The sequence below is a fragment of the Vibrio sp. MACH09 genome (assembly GCF_033238805.1).
Classification (GTDB): Bacteria; Pseudomonadota; Gammaproteobacteria; order Enterobacterales; family Vibrionaceae; genus Vibrio.
This window is the reverse complement of the sequence record NZ_BSFZ01000001.1, coordinates 1,139,795-1,158,596: the sequence shown is the minus strand read 5'-3', so window position 1 is coordinate 1,158,596 and position 18,802 is coordinate 1,139,795. Positions and strand designations below refer to the sequence as shown.

Annotated in this window: 20 protein-coding genes; 4 read left to right on the top strand and 16 right to left on the bottom strand. The window is 43.4% G+C overall.

Annotation, left to right across the window (positions count from 1 at the left end; genetic code table 11):
* Positions 1-46: 46 nt before the first annotated feature.
* The 16 genes from ybgF to aspS form a co-directional block, all read right to left on the bottom strand.
* Positions 47-829, bottom strand: coding sequence for a tol-pal system protein YbgF (gene ybgF, locus CHJ_RS05265; RefSeq protein ID WP_317917053.1), 783 nt, complete (start codon positions 827-829; stop codon positions 47-49).
* 21 nt (positions 830-850) lie between these two features.
* Positions 851-1,366: a peptidoglycan-associated lipoprotein Pal gene (gene pal, locus CHJ_RS05260; protein WP_171753017.1), complete on the bottom strand. Its 516-nt coding sequence runs from the start codon at positions 1,364-1,366 to the stop codon at positions 851-853.
* Positions 1,367-1,399: 33 nt separating this feature from the next.
* Complete coding sequence (gene tolB, locus CHJ_RS05255; RefSeq protein WP_171753018.1) at positions 1,400-2,746, bottom strand: Tol-Pal system beta propeller repeat protein TolB; 1,347 nt, start codon at positions 2,744-2,746, stop codon at positions 1,400-1,402.
* A 19-nt stretch (positions 2,747-2,765) separates the two neighbouring features.
* Complete coding sequence (gene tolA / locus CHJ_RS05250) at positions 2,766-3,821, bottom strand: cell envelope integrity protein TolA (protein ID WP_171753019.1); 1,056 nt, start codon at positions 3,819-3,821, stop codon at positions 2,766-2,768.
* Positions 3,822-3,833: 12 nt separating this feature from the next.
* Positions 3,834-4,277 carry a protein TolR gene (gene tolR, locus CHJ_RS05245; RefSeq protein ID WP_171753020.1) on the bottom strand — a complete coding sequence of 148 codons (444 nt, stop codon included), beginning with the start codon at positions 4,275-4,277 and terminating at the stop codon, positions 3,834-3,836.
* Between the two features lie 2 nt (positions 4,278-4,279).
* Positions 4,280-4,963, bottom strand: coding sequence for a protein TolQ (tolQ, locus tag CHJ_RS05240; RefSeq protein WP_171753021.1), 684 nt, complete (start codon positions 4,961-4,963; stop codon positions 4,280-4,282).
* Entirely contained in the window at positions 4,960-5,376 is a 417-nt protein-coding gene (gene ybgC, locus CHJ_RS05235) for a tol-pal system-associated acyl-CoA thioesterase (RefSeq protein ID WP_411861537.1), read from the bottom strand. Before ybgC ends, tolQ begins: the two co-directional genes overlap by 4 nt.
* Positions 5,377-5,584: 208 nt before the next feature.
* Positions 5,585-5,893 carry a cyd operon protein YbgE gene (gene ybgE, locus CHJ_RS05230; RefSeq protein ID WP_171753022.1) on the bottom strand — a complete coding sequence of 103 codons (309 nt, stop codon included), beginning with the start codon at positions 5,891-5,893 and terminating at the stop codon, positions 5,585-5,587.
* Positions 5,886-5,993, bottom strand: a complete 108-nt coding sequence (gene cydX, locus CHJ_RS05225; RefSeq protein ID WP_171753023.1) for a cytochrome bd-I oxidase subunit CydX — start codon at positions 5,991-5,993, stop codon at positions 5,886-5,888. Before cydX ends, ybgE begins: the two co-directional genes overlap by 8 nt.
* Positions 5,994-6,005: 12 nt before the next feature.
* Complete coding sequence (gene cydB, locus CHJ_RS05220) at positions 6,006-7,142, bottom strand: cytochrome d ubiquinol oxidase subunit II (protein WP_317917052.1); 1,137 nt, start codon at positions 7,140-7,142, stop codon at positions 6,006-6,008.
* A gap of 16 nt (positions 7,143-7,158) precedes the next feature.
* The gene (cydA, locus tag CHJ_RS05215; protein WP_171753025.1) at positions 7,159-8,745 is read right to left on the bottom strand and encodes a cytochrome ubiquinol oxidase subunit I; all 1,587 of its coding nucleotides are present in this window, start codon (positions 8,743-8,745) and stop codon (positions 7,159-7,161) included.
* A 562-nt stretch (positions 8,746-9,307) separates the two neighbouring features.
* On the bottom strand, positions 9,308-10,324 hold the full coding sequence (gene ruvB, locus CHJ_RS05210; RefSeq protein ID WP_317917051.1) for a Holliday junction branch migration DNA helicase RuvB: 1,017 nt from the start codon (positions 10,322-10,324) through the stop codon (positions 9,308-9,310).
* Between the two features lie 18 nt (positions 10,325-10,342).
* Entirely contained in the window at positions 10,343-10,963 is a 621-nt protein-coding gene (gene ruvA, locus CHJ_RS05205; protein WP_317917050.1) for a Holliday junction branch migration protein RuvA, read from the bottom strand.
* 94 nt (positions 10,964-11,057) lie between these two features.
* Entirely contained in the window at positions 11,058-11,576 is a 519-nt protein-coding gene (ruvC, locus tag CHJ_RS05200; protein ID WP_171753028.1) for a crossover junction endodeoxyribonuclease RuvC, read from the bottom strand.
* Positions 11,577-11,606: 30 nt separating this feature from the next.
* Positions 11,607-12,290, bottom strand: coding sequence for a hypothetical protein (locus tag CHJ_RS05195; RefSeq protein ID WP_171753029.1), 684 nt, complete (start codon positions 12,288-12,290; stop codon positions 11,607-11,609).
* Positions 12,291-12,451: 161 nt separating this feature from the next.
* The gene (aspS, locus tag CHJ_RS05190) at positions 12,452-14,224 is read right to left on the bottom strand and encodes an aspartate--tRNA ligase (protein ID WP_317917049.1); all 1,773 of its coding nucleotides are present in this window, start codon (positions 14,222-14,224) and stop codon (positions 12,452-12,454) included.
* A gap of 323 nt (positions 14,225-14,547) precedes the next feature.
* Here aspS and cmoA point away from each other — a divergent pair, with 323 nt between their 5' ends.
* From cmoA to CHJ_RS05170, 4 genes are all read left to right on the top strand, one after another.
* Positions 14,548-15,276, top strand: coding sequence for a carboxy-S-adenosyl-L-methionine synthase CmoA (cmoA, locus tag CHJ_RS05185; RefSeq protein ID WP_171753031.1), 729 nt, complete (start codon positions 14,548-14,550; stop codon positions 15,274-15,276).
* 65 nt (positions 15,277-15,341) lie between these two features.
* On the top strand, positions 15,342-16,313 hold the full coding sequence (cmoB, locus tag CHJ_RS05180; RefSeq protein ID WP_171753032.1) for a tRNA 5-methoxyuridine(34)/uridine 5-oxyacetic acid(34) synthase CmoB: 972 nt from the start codon (positions 15,342-15,344) through the stop codon (positions 16,311-16,313).
* Positions 16,314-16,458: 145 nt separating this feature from the next.
* Positions 16,459-17,196 (top strand): ATP-dependent zinc protease, encoded by a 738-nt coding sequence (locus tag CHJ_RS05175; protein WP_317917048.1) that lies wholly within the window; start codon positions 16,459-16,461, stop codon positions 17,194-17,196.
* Positions 17,197-17,293: 97 nt separating this feature from the next.
* A complete protein-coding gene (locus CHJ_RS05170; protein ID WP_171753034.1) occupies positions 17,294-18,802 on the top strand; it encodes an inactive transglutaminase family protein in 1,509 nt (502 codons plus the stop codon).

Genomic DNA, 18,802 nt, shown 5'->3' with positions numbered 1-18,802 from the left:
TGACACCACGATACTCAAGCAACCTTAAGGAGCTTAAGTGTATACACTACTTTAGTTTATCTTGTGCCGCTTTTGCTGATGCGCTATTCGCGTGCTCTTTAATCACTTGCTGATAATACTGTTTAGCCTGATCAGGCTGGTTGTTTCGTTTAGCAAGATCACCAAGCTTAACCAAAGAATCTGCGCGTTTGGTCGACTTCTCATACGTCACAACTTGAGCAAAGCTCTTAGCTGCTTCTTTGTCCATCTTTTTAGCAAAGTAGAGTTGGCCTAACCAGTAGTGAGAGTTGGGCGTAAAGTTAGAGTTAGGGAAATTTGCTTGGAAAGCCGTAAAGGCTTCGATCGCACCCGTATAATCTTTCTTCTTCAAAATCAAATCAACCGCATTTTTATACGCCGTTTCTTCATCGACATCTGAAGTAAATGTGCCCGTTGTGCCTTCTTCTACTTTTGCAGCATCAACTGGAGCCGCAGTGGTTGGCGTTTTAACTTCATTACGAAGTTTATCGAATTCGATAAATAGCTCTCTTTGACGTTCAAGCATCTGCTTCATGTCATAGCTATTTCGTTCTACCGTGCCTCTTAATTCATCAAGTTCCGCCGTCATATCGTCTATTTGCTGTTGCAATTGAAGTTGCACAGTAGCGCGATTACGAAGTAAGCGCTCTAAACGCTCTACATCAGTTTCAGGGGAAGTCGCTTGATTGGTTACCGAGGAGGTAGAAGTAGTACTGCTTAATTCTGATACTGGAGCAGGTGCGGCGAATGCAATATTCGCCGCACTTACCAGTAACGTAAGCGAAACAGTTCGCTTTAAGTTACTGCTCATGAGGTCTATCCTCAATCTTGATTAGTATACGATAACCGCACGACGGTTTTTCGCATAAGCTTCTTCACTCTGGCCAAGAACTAGTGGCTTCTCTTCGCCATAGCTAGTAATAGCGATTTGGTCAGCCTGAACACCTAGTGCTTGTAGGTACTTAGATACAGCTTCTGCACGACGCTCGCCAAGTACGATGTTGTACTCTGGAGTACCACGCTCATCAGCATGACCTTCTACTGTTACTTTGATAGATGGGTCTTTGCTTAGGAATGCAGCATGTGCAGCTAGCATGTCTTCGTAGTTGCCCGCAACAGTTGCATTATCAAATGCAAAGAATACTGTTTGGTTTTCACGAAGAGCTTGCTCTTTTAGTTCTTTCTCAGAAAGTTGAGAGTCTTGCCCTACTGGCGTTACTACTGTACTGCCATCTTTATTTGTGCTCGAAGATGAAGAACCTGTTGCTTCATTGTTTGAGCTACAAGCTGTAACTGCTAGGATTGGTAGCGCAATTAGTAGCCCTTTAAGAACCTTGTTAAGTTGCATTTTATTTCTTCCTTATTTATCAAAACTTAGTTGCTACAAAAACGGTGACCAGGCGGGAGCTCTAACACGCCCATTTGTTGCCGGTAATCTAGCCTTAAAACGACCATCTATCGATACTAGAGAAAGTATGTTTTTCTTTCTATAGATCGAACTGTATATGACCATTCCACCATTAGGGGCAATGCTTGGAGATTCGTCCAGTAATGTTTTAGTGAGTACTTGAACGGCCCCAGTCTCCAGATCTTGTTTCGCCAAATTAAACCCTGTTGATGAGCGATTCACCATTATCATGAAACGACCATCGGGTGTTATTTGACCACCCAAATTCTGGCTACCTTGCCAAGTTAAACGATTCGTTGAACCGTCCTGTAAATTTACTCGATAAATCTGAGGTTTACCACCCCGATCAGAGGTAAATATAAGAGATCGACCATCTGGATACCAAAATGGTTCTGTATTATTTGATCTACCGCGCGTTATTTGTTTCAGTTTGCGGGTTTTTAAGTCGAGTGTGTAAACCTGAAGGCTGCCTGTCTTTGACAGCACAATGGCCAAGGATTTGCCATCAGGTGAAAATCTCGGTGCGCCGTTGTGGCGAGGAAATGAGGTCAGTTTTTCTCGTTTGCCGGTATAAATATCCATAATGAATATTTCTGCTTGGCCATTTTGGAAACTAACATAAGCCAACTGACGACCGTCTGGCGACCATGCCGGAGACATTAACGGTTGCTTAGAACGAAGTACTAACCTTTCGTCATAACCATCGTAATCTGCAACTCGTAGCTGAAACTTGTACTTGTCATCATCATTTGCAACCACGTAGGCAATACGAGTTAAAAACGCGCCACGCTCACCGGTCAGTTGCTCATAAACAAAGTTCGATATCTTGTGCGAGTATTTACGCAACTGCTTTGCAGTTAATGGGATTGATTTTTTGTGGAATAAAATATGGTCTTTAGACAAAACCAAATTGCCGTTTTCATCCAGCCCTTTACTCTGCCCATTGGTTAATTGGCCACGAACCACATCAACTAGTTGATAATCAATAACGTACTTGCCGTCTGCATTTTGGCTAACGGTGCCCGTCAGCAGAGCATCCACGCCAAGAGAGATCCAAGAAGAGAATTTGATTTCACTATCTGTGTAAGGCGTTTGCGGCATTTTGTTCACCGCCACCGGGCTAAATTTACCACTACGCTGCAAATCGGAAGATATGATCGACGAAATATTTTGTGGTAACGGTTTATTGCCTTGCCACTGAAATGGCACAATGGCGATAGGCCTTGCTGAGTTAACCCCTTCAGTGATCACCAGTTCTAAAGCTGCGTTGGCATAGCCAGCAACAACAATTAGTAATCCTGCAATTATTTTCTTTATCACTACTGTTCCCTCTTCCCTGTTACTCTGGTGCAACAGTTAGATTTATATCTCTCAATTTCGCCACCACATCTTTATCTTCTGGCAGCGGAAAACTGGTTACGTTAGCAACGGCCCGTTTCGTTGCTTTACACACGTTATTATCACCACCCAGCACTTTTACATCACTAAGAATGGCGTCTCTACCCGTTGGAAGCAGTCGCAAATTAACTCGGCATGATTTGCCTCGAAATGACTCTTCCGTTAATAATTTACTTTGAATGAGCTGAGCATAAATCGCCCCATACCTGTCCACTTCAGAAGCGACAAATTTTTGCTTCGCGCTAGAGTTTTGCGACGCTTCTTGTTCAAGACCGGCAAAGATATCCCCTAACGCAGCTTCTTGCTCTTTACGCTCTTTTTCTAGCTGCTTGAGTTTCTCTTGCTCCTTGCGTACTTTTTCTTCCGCAATGGCGCGTTCTTTCTCTTTCGCTATGCGATCGGCTTCAGCTTTGGCGGCTTTCTCTTTTTCGATGCGCGCTTTTTCCTGAGCTTGCTTAACCGCTTTCTCTTTTTCAACACGTTCTTTTTCAGCTTTCGCTACCGCTTTCTGCTTGGCTACACGCTCTTGTTCCGCTTTTTTAACTGCGGCTTCTTTTTTCTTCCGCTCAGCTTCTGCTTTTGCGAGTTGATCTTTCTCTTTACGCAGTTTCTCTTTTTCTTGACGTAATTTTTCTTGTTCAGCCTTGCGCTGCTTTTCTGCTTCTCTTGCCGCTTTATCGGCTTTAGACTTATCTTCTTGTAATTTACGAATTCTGGCTTCTTCCGCTTTTCTGTTCTTCTCTAACTGCTCTGCCTGTTTCCGCAACTTATCTAAACGATCTTGTTCAACTTTGGCTGCTGATTCTCTTTTCTTGCGAATCTCATTTGCCTGCTGTCTCACCATATTAGGGTCGATGACTACCGCTTGCACCAAGCTTCCTGTCGGTTCAGGCTTCGACATATTAAAGTCGGTTCCCCACAGCAAAGCAGCAACAAGCAGAAGGTGCAGTGTCACTGAAATAACGATTGCCGATGTGAAATTTTTATTATTTTTCATCTGCCGCTTAACTTATTCCTTGATATCCGTTAGCAAGCCAACTTTTTCAATTCCAGCCTGATTAAGCTCATCTAGCACCAATACTATTTCTGAATATGGTGTGGCGGCATCGCCTCCGACCGCAACAGGTGACGTCGCTGATATTGAGCGTTCCGCTTTCACTCTGACAATAAGCTCTTGCAATGATAGTCCTCGCTGAACATCTTCATTGTTGACACTCAAACCAAGATTACCGTCTTGGTCTATTTCAACAATAATAAAGCTGGCATTATCATCACCTGCCAATTCTGACGCGGGTTTCGCGGATGCTGTAGCGGGTAGCTCAACATCTACCCCTTGGGTAACAAATGGGGAGGTAACCATGAAGATAATGAGTAGTACCAACATAACGTCGATATAGGGAACAACATTAATTTCCGCGGTTAACTTTCGTTTCTTTGGTTGATAACCCGCCATGCTTAGTCCTTATCGCTCATCGCTTGACGGTGAAGGATACTATGAAACTCTTCAGAGAATGTGGCGTAAGTATGTTCCAACTTACTGACTCGGTTACTCAGGTTGTTATATGCCATTACCGCAGGGATCGCAGCGAATAGCCCCATCGCAGTGGCAACTAGCGCTTCAGCGATACCCGGTGCAACCATGGCTAATGTCGCCTGCTTCACTTCGCCCAAGGCGATAAAGGCGTGCATGATGCCCCAAACTGTACCGAATAGACCAATGTATGGGCTTATGGACCCTACAGTCGCAAGGAAAGGCAAATTGGTTTCTAGTGAGTCGACTTCTCTTGAGACACTCACTCTCATAGCACGACCCGTCCCATCCATAACCGAGTCACCCGATGAGCCGGATGTTCTTCTTAGTCGAGCAAATTCAGTAAAGCCGGAGTAGAAAATCTCTTCCGTACCGGAAATGTCATTTTTTCGCTCTTTTACATTTTGATAAAGCTTAGACAAGTCTTGTGTAGACCAGAACTTATCTTCAAATTCATTTGCTTCTTTTATTGCTGTAGACAACACCTTGCTGCGTTGAATAATCATGGCCCAAGATGCCACTGACATGCCTAGCAAAATAAGCATGACACATTTGACCAACATGCTGGCTTGCAAAAATAGGTCTAGAATTGATATTTCAGCGTTCACTCTGCTATTAGCTCCGCAATTATTGAGTTTGGAATGGCTTGAGGTTTCATTTTTTGACTATTGACGCATGCTACCTTAACCGAGGCTTTGCACAACGTGCGTCCTTCAAGATTGACAATTTGCTGACAAAAAACCAGCGATGCTCGCTTCAATTCGGAGATATTAGTGACCACAGTTAGCTGATCATCCAATTTAGCACCCTGTATAAAATCAATGTCCATATGACGAACAACAAATCCAACTTCTTGTTCAAGTAGTCCTTGTTGAGAGACACCAACTGAGCGTAACAGTTCCGTTCTTGCCCGTTCAAAAAATTTCAAATAGTTTGAATGATAAACGACACCACCAGCATCAGTATCTTCATAATATACCGTTACAGGCCATTGAAAATCGGATGTTGTTATTCCCTGCACTATTCGTACCAAAGCGAAAATAAAAATAATGGATAACTATACCTTATCAAAGGGGATTAGTACGCTACTGAGAAAGTTTTTTTTCTAGAAATGATAAAAAACAGAAGCAAAGCCAAAAACTTTGCTTCTGTTTGCTGTTTTTTTAACCCAACAGAAAGTTGCTACTAGGGTCTATTGATTGTTTAACAACACATTTTGTTCAGGTTATTTATACCCATACATAACGGATAGTAAGGTAGCAGAGCACTGCAAAGGAAAGGTAAGGACTAAAAAACAGTTTCCAAAACCATGCCCTAGGCACAAAACCGATGCCAACAATCACACCAGTACAAACCGACCAAATCAACAAAGGCGCAATCACTGCATTAAAACCACCAATTGCTTGTGCGTAGAGCGTTGGCTCCCACATAACAAGCCCTGCATGGCCAATCGCCAATACAAAGATTAGTGCGCGCAACAGCGCACTATTCTCAATAGGTTGATGCGCTTTGACAACTTGGTCAATCAGCTTACTCACTGTCTTTATCCATCATCTCACTGTGTTCTAACCACAACGCATTCACAATACCAAATGCACATGCCAGTAATACACCTAAAATCCATGCGAAATACCACATATTTTCAGCTCCTTAGTAAAGTGAATTTTTGTTATCTTCAATGTATTGCTCGTCAAGACGACCATACATTTTGTAATAAGACCAAGCAGTATAAGACAAAATGATGGGCACAAAGATCGCCGCAACACCTGTCATAATCTGCAATGTTAACTCACTAGACGTTGAGTCCCACATCGTTAGGCTGTGGCTAGGTTCCAAGCTCGACGGCATCACAAATGGGAACATAGTAAAGCCAGCGGTCAAAATCACACCTGCGACCGTTAAGCTTGAAGCAAGGAAAGCAATTCCTGACTTCTCAAAACGGCTAGCCAGTATCGCGATCAATGGCATAACCGCACCAAGCAGGGGTGCAATCCACATTAACGGATACTTCTCAAAGTTTACCATCCAAGCGCCCGCTTCACGAACCACCTCTTTGTTCAGTGGATTGGAAGCTGCCAAGGTGTCGATTTCACTTTTAATTGAGTAACCATCGATGCCTTGTAGCCAAAAACCGGCAATGACAAACAGGGCTGCGACCACGATTGCCGCAATTTGACTTACTTTACGAGCACGATCATATACCGCATCGGTTGTTTTCATTTGCAACCAGGTCGACCCCATAAGTAAGAACATCGCCAAACTGACAACACCACAAACTAGAGCATATGGATTTAACAAGCCAAAAAATGAGCCATGATAGCTAGGCATCATTAAATCACTTAATACAAATGGCACACCTTGTAGTAGGTTACCGAATGCCACACCAAAGATAATTGGTGGAACAAACCCAGAGATACTAATCGCGATATCCCAGTTGTTACGCCATTTTTGGTTCTCTAGCTTTGAACGGTAATCTAAACCCAATGGGCGTAACCACAATGCCGCTAGTGTAATGACCATAGCAAAGTAAAAACCAGAAAATGATGTCGCATAAACCAGAGGCCATGCTGCAAATAACGCACCGCCCGCGGTAATTAGCCACACCTGATTTCCATCCCAGTGTGGAGCGATAGAGTTAATCATAACTCGGCGTTCATTATCCGTTTTACCGATAATAGGGACCAATGCACCTACACCAAGGTCAAAACCATCAGCAATGGCAAAACCAATTAACAGAACACCCACAAGTGCCCACCAGATAAAACGTAAGACTTCGTAATCAAACATATTCTATTCTCCCTGCTTACGCTTCTACTTGTCGGTTTACGGTATCTTGAACAGAGTTGCCCTCTTGTTCAAAGTGATAACGACCAGTTTTAAGGCTACTTGGGCCTTTACGCGCAAATTTCACCATTAGATATACTTCTGCAATTAAGAACACGGTATAGAGTGCAATAATTGCAAACAGCGAGATCCATAGGTCTGTTTCTGACAGAGCAGAAACCGCGACATCTACAGGTAAAATCTCACCTACAGCCCATGGCTGACGGCCAAATTCCGCAACAAACCATCCCATTTCAATCGCAATCCAAGGAAGTGGAATGGAGAAGAAGGCTGCTTTTAATACCCAAGGTTTATGTTCGATTTTTTGACGACAGGTTTGTAAGAATGCCGCACCGAAGACGAACAACATAATAAAGCCACATGCCACCATGATTCTGAAGGACCAGAACAGTGGCCATACGGTTGGAATAGAGTCATCTACTGCCGCTTGGATCTGCTGCTCAGTAGCGTCAACCACATCATCGGTGTAGCGCTTCAATAACAGACCGTAACCGAGGTCATTTTTAACCGAATCAAACTCGTCAAGGTTCTGTTGTGACTTATCACCACCTCGCAGTTTTTGTAGCAATTCATAAGCGTACATACCATTTCGGATGCGCTCTTCATGCTCAACTTTAAGCTCAGAGATACCCGCGACTTCAGTATCAAATGAACGAGTGGCGATGATACCCATAGCGTAAGGAATTTTTATGGCAAAATCGGTTTTCATTGTTTCTTGATTAGGGAACCCAAATACCGTAAATGCCGCGGGCGCTTCTTCTGTGTGCCACTCAGCTTCTATTGCTGCCAGTTTCACTTTTTGGATGTCACCCAGTTCATAACCAGATTCATCCCCTAGCACAATAACAGACAGTATTGACGCCATACCAAATGAAGCAGCAACCGCAAACGAGCGTCGGGCAAATGCGATGTCACGACCTTTTAATAGATAGTATGAGCTGATACCCAGAACAAACATGGCACCACAAGTGTATCCCGATGCTACGGTATGCACGAACTTAACCTGAGCAACAGGGTTGAGTACTAACTCCGCGAAGCTGACCATTTCCATTCGCATTGATTCAAAGTTGAATTCAGCGCCAACCGGATTTTGCATCCATCCGTTAGCCACCAATATCCACAATGCAGAAAAGTTTGAACCTAGCGCAACTAACCATGTTACCGCCAAGTGCTGCCTTTTTGACAATCGGTCCCAACCAAAGAAGAACAAACCTACAAAAGTGGATTCGAGGAAAAATGCTACGAGGGCTTCAATGGCTAGAGGGGCACCAAATATATCGCCTACATAGTGAGAATAGTAGGACCAGTTAGTACCGAATTGGAACTCCATGGTTAAGCCTGTGGCTACACCTAGAGCAAAGTTGATTCCGAACAGCTTACCCCAGAACTTGGTCATGTCCTTGTAGATCTGCTTGTCGGTCATTACGTAGAGGGACTCCATGATGGCGAGTAAAAATGCCATACCTAAAGTCAATGGAACAAATAGAAAGTGATACATCGCTGTCAATGCAAATTGTAACCGCGATAAATCCACTATGTCGATCATAGTAACTCCTTTTGTGTCGGGCTGAAGACACTAATGCTTATTGCACAAATCCGAAGCACTTTTTCGTCCAGAACGATGACAATGTAACTAAAAGGTTGCCATGTTAAAAACTTGTGCCTTTTCGGTTATTTTTTTGTTAAGTTTTAACTAATATAGCTGCAACTAATATTACTGGTAAAACCTAGCAGATTCAAAATATTTATTTTTATTTTTCGCCTTGATATACATCAATTTTTTTGATTGGCATAGAAAATAGCCGCGCACAATTTGACCACCATCAAATTATCAGCCGTTTTTATAACTTATAGGATCTAAAGAAGATTTTTTTATATCAAAAACAGAGGGGATAAAGGAGGTGAAATATAGTTAATATATTTACTAATTTGTGATATGACTCACTTACCGCAGAGTCTGCTCACAAAGCTAGCCTATTGGGAACATGAAAACCGCTCTGCTCACGACCTGTTCGAGAAAATGAAACGAGATGAAGTAGACATAAATGGACAGCCCCTCCATTTATGTCCTTTTAGAGCTAGATTGAACGGTCAAGCAAAAGCTTGGGTTAGCGCTCTTCACCTTTGACCAAACCAAAGTGCAGATAAGCACGGTTTGTGGCCATTCGTCCTCTAGGGGTTCTTTGCAGGTAACCTTGTTGAATCAAGTACGGCTCTAATACATCTTCGATGGTATCTTTCTCTTCACCGATCGCCGCCGCTAGGTTATCTAGCCCCACCGGTCCACCAGAAAACTTCTCCATAATTGCCAGCAGCAGCTTTCTATCCATATAGTCAAAGCCTTGGCTATCCACATCCAACATATCTAGCGCTTTATCTGCCACATCAGCGGAGATATGGCCATCACCTTTCACTTCAGCATAATCACGCACTCTGCGTAGCAACCGGTTAGCGATCCTAGGTGTTCCGCGAGCTCGTCGTGCCACCTCTAACGCGCCTAATGGATCCATAGATAAGTTGAGGCAATTGGCACTACGTTGAACAATGTGTTGTAAGTCAGCGACTTTGTAATACTCCAACCGCTGAACAATACCGAATCTATCCCTGAGTGGAGAGGTTAAGGAGCCCGCTCTGGTTGTTGCGCCAATAAGCGTAAAAGGTGGTAAATCAATCTTAATGGAACGAGCCGCAGGACCTTCACCAATCATGATATCCAATTGGTAATCTTCCATTGCTGGATAGAGCACTTCTTCGACCACTGGGCTAAGACGGTGGATTTCATCAATAAAGAGTACGTCATTCTCTTCTAAGTTGGTGAGCAGTGCCGCAAGATCGCCCGCTTTCTCCAGTACCGGGCCAGAGGTGGTACGAATATTCACTTCCATTTCGTTAGCGACAATATTTGCTAAGGTGGTTTTACCTAGCCCTGGAGGGCCAAAAATAAGCAAATGATCGAGCGCTTCTTCTCTTTTTTGCGCCGCCTGAATAAAGATTTCCATCTGATCACGGACGTGATCCTGACCTCTATAATCCGCCAGTTTTTTAGGTCGAATCGCTCGGTCTATGACATCTTCATCTTTAAATATCGGATTATCAGGGGCAATGAGACGATCTGCTTCAATCATGTTCTATTCTCTTTTCGCTTAAACCATAGATTTTAGAGCTTCGCGGATAACAGCTTCGCTGGACATATCCGCTTTAATTACCTGCGAGACAACTTTTGATGCTTGCTGTGGTTTATAACCTAGTGCGATTAACGCACTGACTGCTTCATCTTCAGCATTATGACTAACCATACCTTGCGGCGAAGAGTCTACTGGTGCCGCATCAGTGGCAGGGGTAAACAGATCACCCGCTCCCCAGCCTTTTAACCTATCTTTCATTTCTACCACCAAACGTTCAGCGGTCTTCTTGCCTACTCCGGGAAGCTTAATCAAGGTGGAAATATCTTCTCGCTCCACACAGGAAACAAACTGCGCAGCATTCATTCCCGATAAGATGGCCAAACCCAACTTAGGACCAACACCATTTGCTTTAATGACTTCTCGAAACAGCGCTCTCTCTTTCGTGGTATTAAAACCGTATAAAAGCTGTGCATCTTCACGCACGACAAAGTGAGTGTATACAATCGCTTCTTCGCCAATTTCCGGCAATTCATAAAAGCAGCTCATCGGCATTTGTACTTCGTAACCAATGCCACTCACTTCAATAAGTAGCTCCGGTGGTTGCTTTTCAATTAAATTTCCACGAAGACGTCCAATCACAGCTAGGTTCCTTATTCGGTTATCACTTTGCAGAAGTGTATTCGATTACTGGACAAACATCCAGTATCAAGTTTGCAATTAGCTGAAGGTGCGTTTAGCGATATCGTCCTTTTTTGGCACCACTGGCTTTGCCCGCTAGCGCTATCATGGTTTTATTGGTATTGGCGTGACAAATGGCGACAGCAAGTGCGTCCGCCGCATCCGCTTGAGGCTTAGCGGGTAATTTGAGCATGCTCATCACCATGTGCTGAACTTGAGCTTTATCTGCGCCACCGGTACCAACAACTGCCTGTTTGATGAGTCTTGCTGCGTACTCATAAACCGCTAAATCTGCATTGACCGCCGCCACTATGGCACTACCTCTCGCCTGACCCAATTTTAATGCAGAGTCGGCATTTTTTGCCATAAACACTTGTTCTATCGCAAATTCGTCGGGTTGGAACTGAGTAATGATTTCACTCACCCCTGCGTAAATCTGTTTTAACCTTCCCGGTAACTCTTTTTCAGAGATTCGGATACAACCGCTGCCAATATACTGCAAGTGTCGACCTTCTTGTCGTATCACCCCATATCCGGTAATGCGGGAACCTGGATCAATACCAAGAATTATCATTTATAAGCCTATGCGATTTTTCGAACGTCATTAGATTGGGAAAAAGGTGAATGATGCGACACCATGCGCAACTTTATTGATGGTGCGATTGGTTCCGTCTGACACGAGTAGCGCCATCATATCTTGCAAAATAATCATCTGGCCCAACACTCGTTCATAGCTGTAATTCGCAATGCCATTTTTGCCAATGCCATTACTTAGCAACAAGGGCTCGCCATTGTCGTACTTTTGATTATTAAGCTGCCATGACACCGTCTCAAGATTTCGGGCGCTGTTGTACAGTTTCTGCTGATCAATTTCATCAAAGATATAAAAGTCGACTTTGTGGTTGTATGAAGCGCTTAACATGCCGGTTATACCAACCATGAGGGCAAATACCCTGTCCCCTTTAAACTCTTTTGAGAAAGCCAATGGAAGCACATCTACGCCATCCATGTTACCCAGCTCAAGATAGCCATTTTTGGGGCGGTCCACGGTCATTATCTGCGCCAAACGCGCATCGATGGTCATTCCGGAGCTCTTCTTCAACTCTCTCGGATTTCGTTTATACAGCTTAACCGTTAAAGTTCTTAGCAGCTCTCGCAACTGCTTAATATGAACATCGGTAACCAGATCAATGTCCGATTTAGCTAAGTTTTTAATATCGAACGAGTTCTCTTTATCAGCACAAGCGGTCAGAACCAACACCAACAGTGTTATTACTACATAACGCATCAACTCCTCCCTGCTTATCTTTGCCCCATTGAGCCTTTCTGGTTAATCAGTAACTTAACCCAATGGGTATGACTGACATTATTTTACCCAACGACAAATATTAATCAAAAAAAAGCTAGGTAATACCTAGCTTTTCATTGGCCGATTGCGTACTAACGCGGCTATTTTTCTTCTTTTGCTAACTTCACTGCGATCGCTAGCTCTTCTAAAGCAGCAGGATTAGCAAGGCTAGGTGCATCCGTTAACAAACAAGCGGCTGCGGTAGTTTTCGGGAAGGCAATAACATCACGGATGTTCTCTGTTCCACAAAGTAGCATTACAAGACGATCCAGACCAAATGCCAATCCAGCATGTGGAGGTGTGCCGAACTTAAGCGCATCCAGTAGGAAGCCAAACTTCAATCTTTGCTCGGATTCATCAATACCTAAAATGTCGAATACTGTTGATTGCATTTCAGCGTTATGAATACGAACAGAACCACCACCTACTTCGTAGCCGTTTATAACCATGTCGTAAGCATTTGAATTCGCTTTTGCAGGATCCGCTTTAAGCTCTTCAGCGCTCACACCTAGTGGCGATGTAAATGGGTGGTGCATAGCATGAAGATTACCTTCATCGTCTTCTTCAAACATTGGGAAGTCAACGACCCACAATGGTTTCCATGAAGCCAAATCGGTAATTTCAAGGTCAAGCCCCACTTTTAGACGCAGTGCGCCCATTGCTTCCGCAACCACATTGGCTTTATCTGCACCAAATAGGATGATATCACCAGACGCTGCACCTGTACGCTCAAGTAATCCCTTGATAACGTCTTCAGACAAGAACTTAGCCACTGGAGATTGAATGCCTTCCATGCCAGCATCAATATCGTTAACTTTCATCCACGCCAAACCTTTAGCGCCATAAATGCCAACATATTTGCCGTACTCATCAATCTGTTTGCGCGTTAGCTTGGCACCGCCAGGAACACACAGCACAGCAACTCGACCTTTTTCATCATTAGCAGGGCCAGAGAATACTTTAAACTCAACATCTTTAACCAAGTCAGCGACGTCGATCAATTCTAATGGGTTACGCAAATCGGGTTTGTCAGAGCCATAGCGACGAATCGCTTCTGCAAACGGCATCACAGGGAACTGACCTAAATCCACATTGAGTAGCTCTTGCCACATCTCTGTTACCATTCTTTCTGTCACGTCACGAACTTGGTCCGCCGACATAAAAGAGGTTTCGATATCGATTTGAGTAAATTCAGGTTGACGATCTGCGCGCAGGTCTTCATCACGGAAACATTTAACAATTTGGTAGTAACGATCAAATCCAGACATCATTAACAGCTGTTTAAACAGCTGAGGTGACTGAGGTAAAGCGTAAAAACTGCCTTTATGAACACGGCTCGGTACCAGATAGTCACGCGCCCCTTCCGGCGTTGCTTTGGTCAGTACTGGAGTTTCAATATCTAAAAAGTCATTCGAATCTAAGAAACGACGAACAAAGCTAGATGCTTTAGCACGCAATTTAATTCGGTCGCTCATTTCTAAACGACGTAAATCTAAATAACGATACTTAAGACGCTGCTCTTCAGAGTTGTTTTGGTTAAAGTCCAATGGCAACGGCTCTGAGCGGTTAATAATTTCTAGCCCTTTGGCGAGAACTTCCACTTCCCCTGTCGCCATATCTTTGTTGATTTGGCTGTCTGGGCGAGCGCGAACTTCACCGGTAAACTTGATGCAGAATTCGTTTCTTAGTTGGTTAGCAACTTCAAATACGTCTTTCATATCTGGGTCTACCACTACCTGAACGATACCTTCACGATCTCGCATATCAACAAAGATAAGACCGCCTAAGTCGCGACGACGATTAACCCAACCGCAAATTTCTACAGTTTGTCCCACAAGGGACTTGTTCAGGTGACCACAATACTGGGTACGCATAATGAAATTCCCAATCTAAAAATAGTTAGCTAAATGACGACAGCCTAGGCTGCCAACGCAAACCCACATTTATACTCGGAATACGTTCTAAAATCGACCTTTAGTGTGACTTTTTATTGCAAATCATCAAAGCTTGATTCCATTAGCTTATAAATTCATCACTTTTGACGATTTTTCTCCCTATTTCCGGCTTGTGTCACTCCCCTAATCCACCGCTTTTGTCATCGACTGCCACCAGAAATAATCCGACAGATGACACAGCGACGTTTTTTACTTAAAATACGCCACCGTTTTTCTTCAATTTGTGGCAAGGCCAACCATCCATGAGCAATCCAGACGATATATTTTCTTCTCCAATAGATAATATTGGCAATTTCGCTTTCGACGAGCGAGTGGTAGAAGTTTTTCCCGATATGATTCAGCGGTCAGTTCCGGGATACAGTAATATTATCTCTGCCATTGGTATGCTGGCTGAGCGATTTGTTAAGCCAAATAGTAATATTTATGATCTTGGCTGTTCGCTTGGTGCGGCCACACTTTCTATGCGCCGTAGCATTCATCAGGAAGGGTGTAAGATCATCTCCATTGATAACTCCAATGCCATGGTTGAACGCTGCAAACTACACGTCAATGCTTATCGCTCGGATACGCCAGTAGAGGTTATTGAAGCCGATATTCGTAACGTTACCATTGAAAACGCCAGTATGGTTGTGCTGAATTTCACTCTTCAGTTTTTGTCTCCAGAAGATAGACAGAGCTTACTAGAGAAAATCTTCCAAGGATTACGTCCTGGCGGCATTTTGATTCTGTCAGAAAAATATGTCTTCGAAAATAACAAAGCAAATGAATTATTAGTCGATTTACATCATGATTTTAAACGGGCAAATGGCTATAGCGAACTTGAGATAAGCCAAAAGCGCAGTGCGATAGAGAACGTGTTGATCCCGGACTCCATCTCACAACATAAAGAGAGGCTAACAAATATCGGCTTTTCCAGCGTAGAACTCTGGTTCCAATGTTTTAATTTCGGCTCTATGTTCGCCATCAAATAGGCAGAGCGAATACTCTTTGTTGCGATAACTTTTTTAATTATTTCTTACTCCATAACGGGCATAACATGTTCAATTTTGCTAATTTTTTTCAACTCATAGCTCAAGACGCAAATTTACAACCTTGGCTAAATACTCTCCCTCAGCAACTTACGGATTGGCAAAATGCGGATCATGGTGATTTTGATCGATGGCTAAAAGCTTTAAAGAAAATTCCGGCGGACAAACCAGATAATATCGAGTTAGCCTCATCGGTTACCCTATCCAATAACCAAGCTTTACCTGACGGACAGCGCAAGAAGTTAGAAAATTTATTACAAACCTTCCACCCGTGGCGTAAAGGGCCCTATTCTGTCCACGATATTTCAATCGATACCGAATGGCGCTCTGATTGGAAATGGGACCGCGTTCTTCCGCATATCTCCCCTTTGAAAAATCGTGCCGTACTGGATGTTGGCTGCGGTAATGGCTACCACATGTGGCGAATGCTAGGAGAACAAGCTCGTCTCTGTGTCGGTATAGATCCTTCTCATCTATTTTTAATGCAGTTTGAAGCCATCAGAAAGCTGATGGGGAATGATCAACGAGCTCATCTACTGCCCCTAGGTATAGAACAACTTCCTGAACTAAAAGCGTTTGATACCGTATTTAGTATGGGCGTTCTCTATCATCGTCGTTCTCCTCTCGACCATATTATTCAATTAAAGAACCAGCTCGTGTCTGGTGGTGAGTTGGTGCTGGAAACATTAGTGATAGAGGGAGATGAAAACGCAGTACTGGTTCCTGTCGACAGATATGCTCAAATGAGAAATGTCTATTTCTTCCCATCGGCAAAAGCGTTAAAAGTGTGGTTAGAAAAATGTGGCTTTGTCGATGTAAAAATCGTCGATGAAAATGTCACCACAACCGGAGAGCAGAGAACCACGGAATGGATGAAGCACAACTCCTTGCCGGACTACTTAGATCCAAATGACAGCAGTAAAACAATCGAGGGTTATCCTGCCCCAAGACGAGCAATACTGATTGCCAGCAATCCATAGATAGCGGTTGAACGGCTCCTGAGTTAACGCTGATTTAGCTATCATATTGAAACTATGACCAAATGCTGACATTGGGGTGCTTCTCGCACCCCTTTTTGTTGGTTAAACTCTGCAACTTATAAACCATTGAGGACAACAAAGGCTAATGCGACAACTTGCCATCCCATTTCTGTTGGTTGCTTTACTTTCTGGCTGTGTAACCACATCCAATCAGCAACAACAGCTGCAAACTGCAATTACTCAATCAGAACAAAATATAAAACAGAAAATCTCTAAACTAGAACAGCAGGTCAACAGTCAAAACCAGCATTTAGAGACATTAGAAAATCAGTTTTCGCAACTCAAAGAGAGTGTTGAGACAAATTCTGACATTAACAGACGCGGTCACGCTCCCTATAGCAATAACGTGACCATCAATAATCTTTCTCAAGGCGCTATCAGCCAAGAAGGATTATTGCTACTTGGTGAAATTGAAACGGTAGAGATAGATAACATTCCACAACTGTTTGATGCTCGAGTCGACACCGGTGCGGAAACATCTTCCCTAAATGCCGTCGATATTCAGCATTTTGAACGAGATGGTAATAAATGGGTCAAATTTCATCTTCTTGATAAAAATACCAATAAAAACGAAGAGATATGGATAGAAGCACCAGTTATACGGTACGCAAAAGTTCGTCAATCCAGTTCTGACTCTGCAGAAAGGCGAGCTGTGGTTGAATTATGGGTAAAAGTCGGAAAAATTCATGAAAAAGCGCAATTTACGCTGGCAGATCGCTCGCAAATGAGCCACGCTATTCTACTGGGAAGAGAATTTATAAAAGACATCGCTTTAGTGGATGTCAGCAAAAAATACCTTCAGTCCGTTAAAAAACAAAAATAGATTTATACTCAAATAACCTCAAGGTGCGCTCCCAAAGGGCAAGTAGTACTGACTGCTAAACAAACACCTTGAGTGTACTTAGTAAATAAGGATAGTTATGACTTCTAGAATTCCTTTTTATTTTCTTATCGCAATGCTCCTTGTCGCTGGTGTAGCGCTCAGTGTATTACGACACCAAGATTACGGGGTTCCATGGACACCAGGAGAAAAACGTCAGGTTTGGGATATTGAGGCTCGTATTGAATTTAATGGTATTGGAGAGCCTGCAAAAGTTTCTTTGGCCGCGCCAAATACACAACCGGGTTACTCTTTAATCAATGAATCAGCCTCTTCTCCCGGTTATGGTGTCGCTTATCTATCGACCGATACCGGTCGTCGAGCAGAATGGTCTATTCGCTACGCAAATGGCCCACAAACCATCTACTATAAAACCCAATTTTTAGCCGATGAACAAGCGAAAGTAGAGCCGATTCCCCCCTCTGATGAAGAGATCGTTAAGCCTACCTTTGATGGCCCACAAGAGACGGCAGCGAACTCCATAATTGAAAAGGCGTCACAACGCTCGGCAGATAGCATTACCTTTACACGGGAACTGATTAAGGTTCTTAACGACTCCGACAGCCAAAATGCCTCATTGCTACTCGATAGTTCCAGTAAAGCAAAAACAACCTCTCGCCTGTTATCTTATGCAGATATTGCAAATAAAATGGTTGGCGTGGTCTATTTAGAGGATGGCCGCCGAAGACAAAGCATCACTCAAATGATTCAAGTATGGGATGGCAAAGAGTGGGTTTTGTTTGATGCCGAATCCGGCACTCAAGGAAAAGCGGAAGATGCGTTAGTTTGGGACGAATCTAATGTTTCGTTACTCGATGTGATTGGTGGCAAGAACAGTCAGGTTCACTTCTCTATGATTGCTCAGGAGATCTCTCCTCAAGCCGCGACTCAAAACAAAATTGACGCTGAAAACCTAATTAATTTCTCCATTCATAGCTTGCCGCTAGAAGAACAAGCCATGTTTAAGACCATCATGCTGATCCCAATAGGGGCGCTGATCGTGGTTTTCCTAAGGGTAATTATCGGATTAAAAACGTCGGGAACCTTTATGCCGGTCCTGATTGCGGTTGCTTTTGTTCAAACACAGCTAGTTACTGGTATTGTCGGCTTTTTGCTTATTGTCGGGACAGGGTTAATTATTCGAAGTTATCTGTCTAAATTGAACCTGTTGTTAGTGGCAAGGATATCGGCGGTGATCATTACGGTAATCTTGATTATTTCCGTATTTACCATTGTGGCATTCCGTATTGGATTAACCGAAGGATTAAGTATTACTTTCTTCCCTATGATTATTCTCTCTTGGACCATTGAGCGCATGTCCATTCTATGGGAAGAAGAAGGGGCGAAAGAGGTCTTTATTCAAGGCGGCGGCTCTTTATTGACCGCTGTTATCGTCTACCTTGCCATGACCAGTAGTTTTGTTCAGCACCTGACCTTCAACTTTATCGGTGTTCAACTTATCGTGTTAGCGGCAATTTTGGCACTGGGTAATTACACAGGCTACCGTTTAACCGAGCTACGTCGATTTAAGCCTTTGGCGGAGGACTAA

Bases quoted from the DNA above. Each gene is read 5' to 3' on its own strand.
- tolA (WP_171753019.1), bottom strand. From the start codon at position 3,821: ATGAAAAATAATAAAAATTTCACATCGGCAATCGTTATTTCAGTGACA.
- CHJ_RS05175 (WP_317917048.1), top strand. From the start codon at position 16,459: ATGCGACAACTTGCCATCCCATTTCTGTTGGTTGCTTTACTTTCTGGC.
- tolR (WP_171753020.1), bottom strand. From the start codon at position 4,277: ATGGCGGGTTATCAACCAAAGAAACGAAAGTTAACCGCGGAAATTAAT.
- ybgF (WP_317917053.1), bottom strand. From the start codon at position 829: ATGAGCAGTAACTTAAAGCGAACTGTTTCGCTTACGTTACTGGTAAGT.
- cmoB (WP_171753032.1), top strand. From the start codon at position 15,342: ATGTTCAATTTTGCTAATTTTTTTCAACTCATAGCTCAAGACGCAAAT.
- aspS (WP_317917049.1), bottom strand. From the start codon at position 14,224: ATGCGTACCCAGTATTGTGGTCACCTGAACAAGTCCCTTGTGGGACAA.
- CHJ_RS05170 (WP_171753034.1), top strand. From the start codon at position 17,294: ATGACTTCTAGAATTCCTTTTTATTTTCTTATCGCAATGCTCCTTGTC.
- ruvB (WP_317917051.1), bottom strand. From the start codon at position 10,324: ATGATTGAAGCAGATCGTCTCATTGCCCCTGATAATCCGATATTTAAA.
- cydX (WP_171753023.1), bottom strand. From the start codon at position 5,993: ATGTGGTATTTCGCATGGATTTTAGGTGTATTACTGGCATGTGCATTT.
- pal (WP_171753017.1), bottom strand. From the start codon at position 1,366: ATGCAACTTAACAAGGTTCTTAAAGGGCTACTAATTGCGCTACCAATC.
- cydA (WP_171753025.1), bottom strand. From the start codon at position 8,745: ATGATCGACATAGTGGATTTATCGCGGTTACAATTTGCATTGACAGCG.
- CHJ_RS05195 (WP_171753029.1), bottom strand. From the start codon at position 12,290: ATGCGTTATGTAGTAATAACACTGTTGGTGTTGGTTCTGACCGCTTGT.
- cydB (WP_317917052.1), bottom strand. From the start codon at position 7,142: ATGTTTGATTACGAAGTCTTACGTTTTATCTGGTGGGCACTTGTGGGT.
- cmoA (WP_171753031.1), top strand. From the start codon at position 14,548: ATGAGCAATCCAGACGATATATTTTCTTCTCCAATAGATAATATTGGC.
- ruvC (WP_171753028.1), bottom strand. From the start codon at position 11,576: ATGATAATTCTTGGTATTGATCCAGGTTCCCGCATTACCGGATATGGG.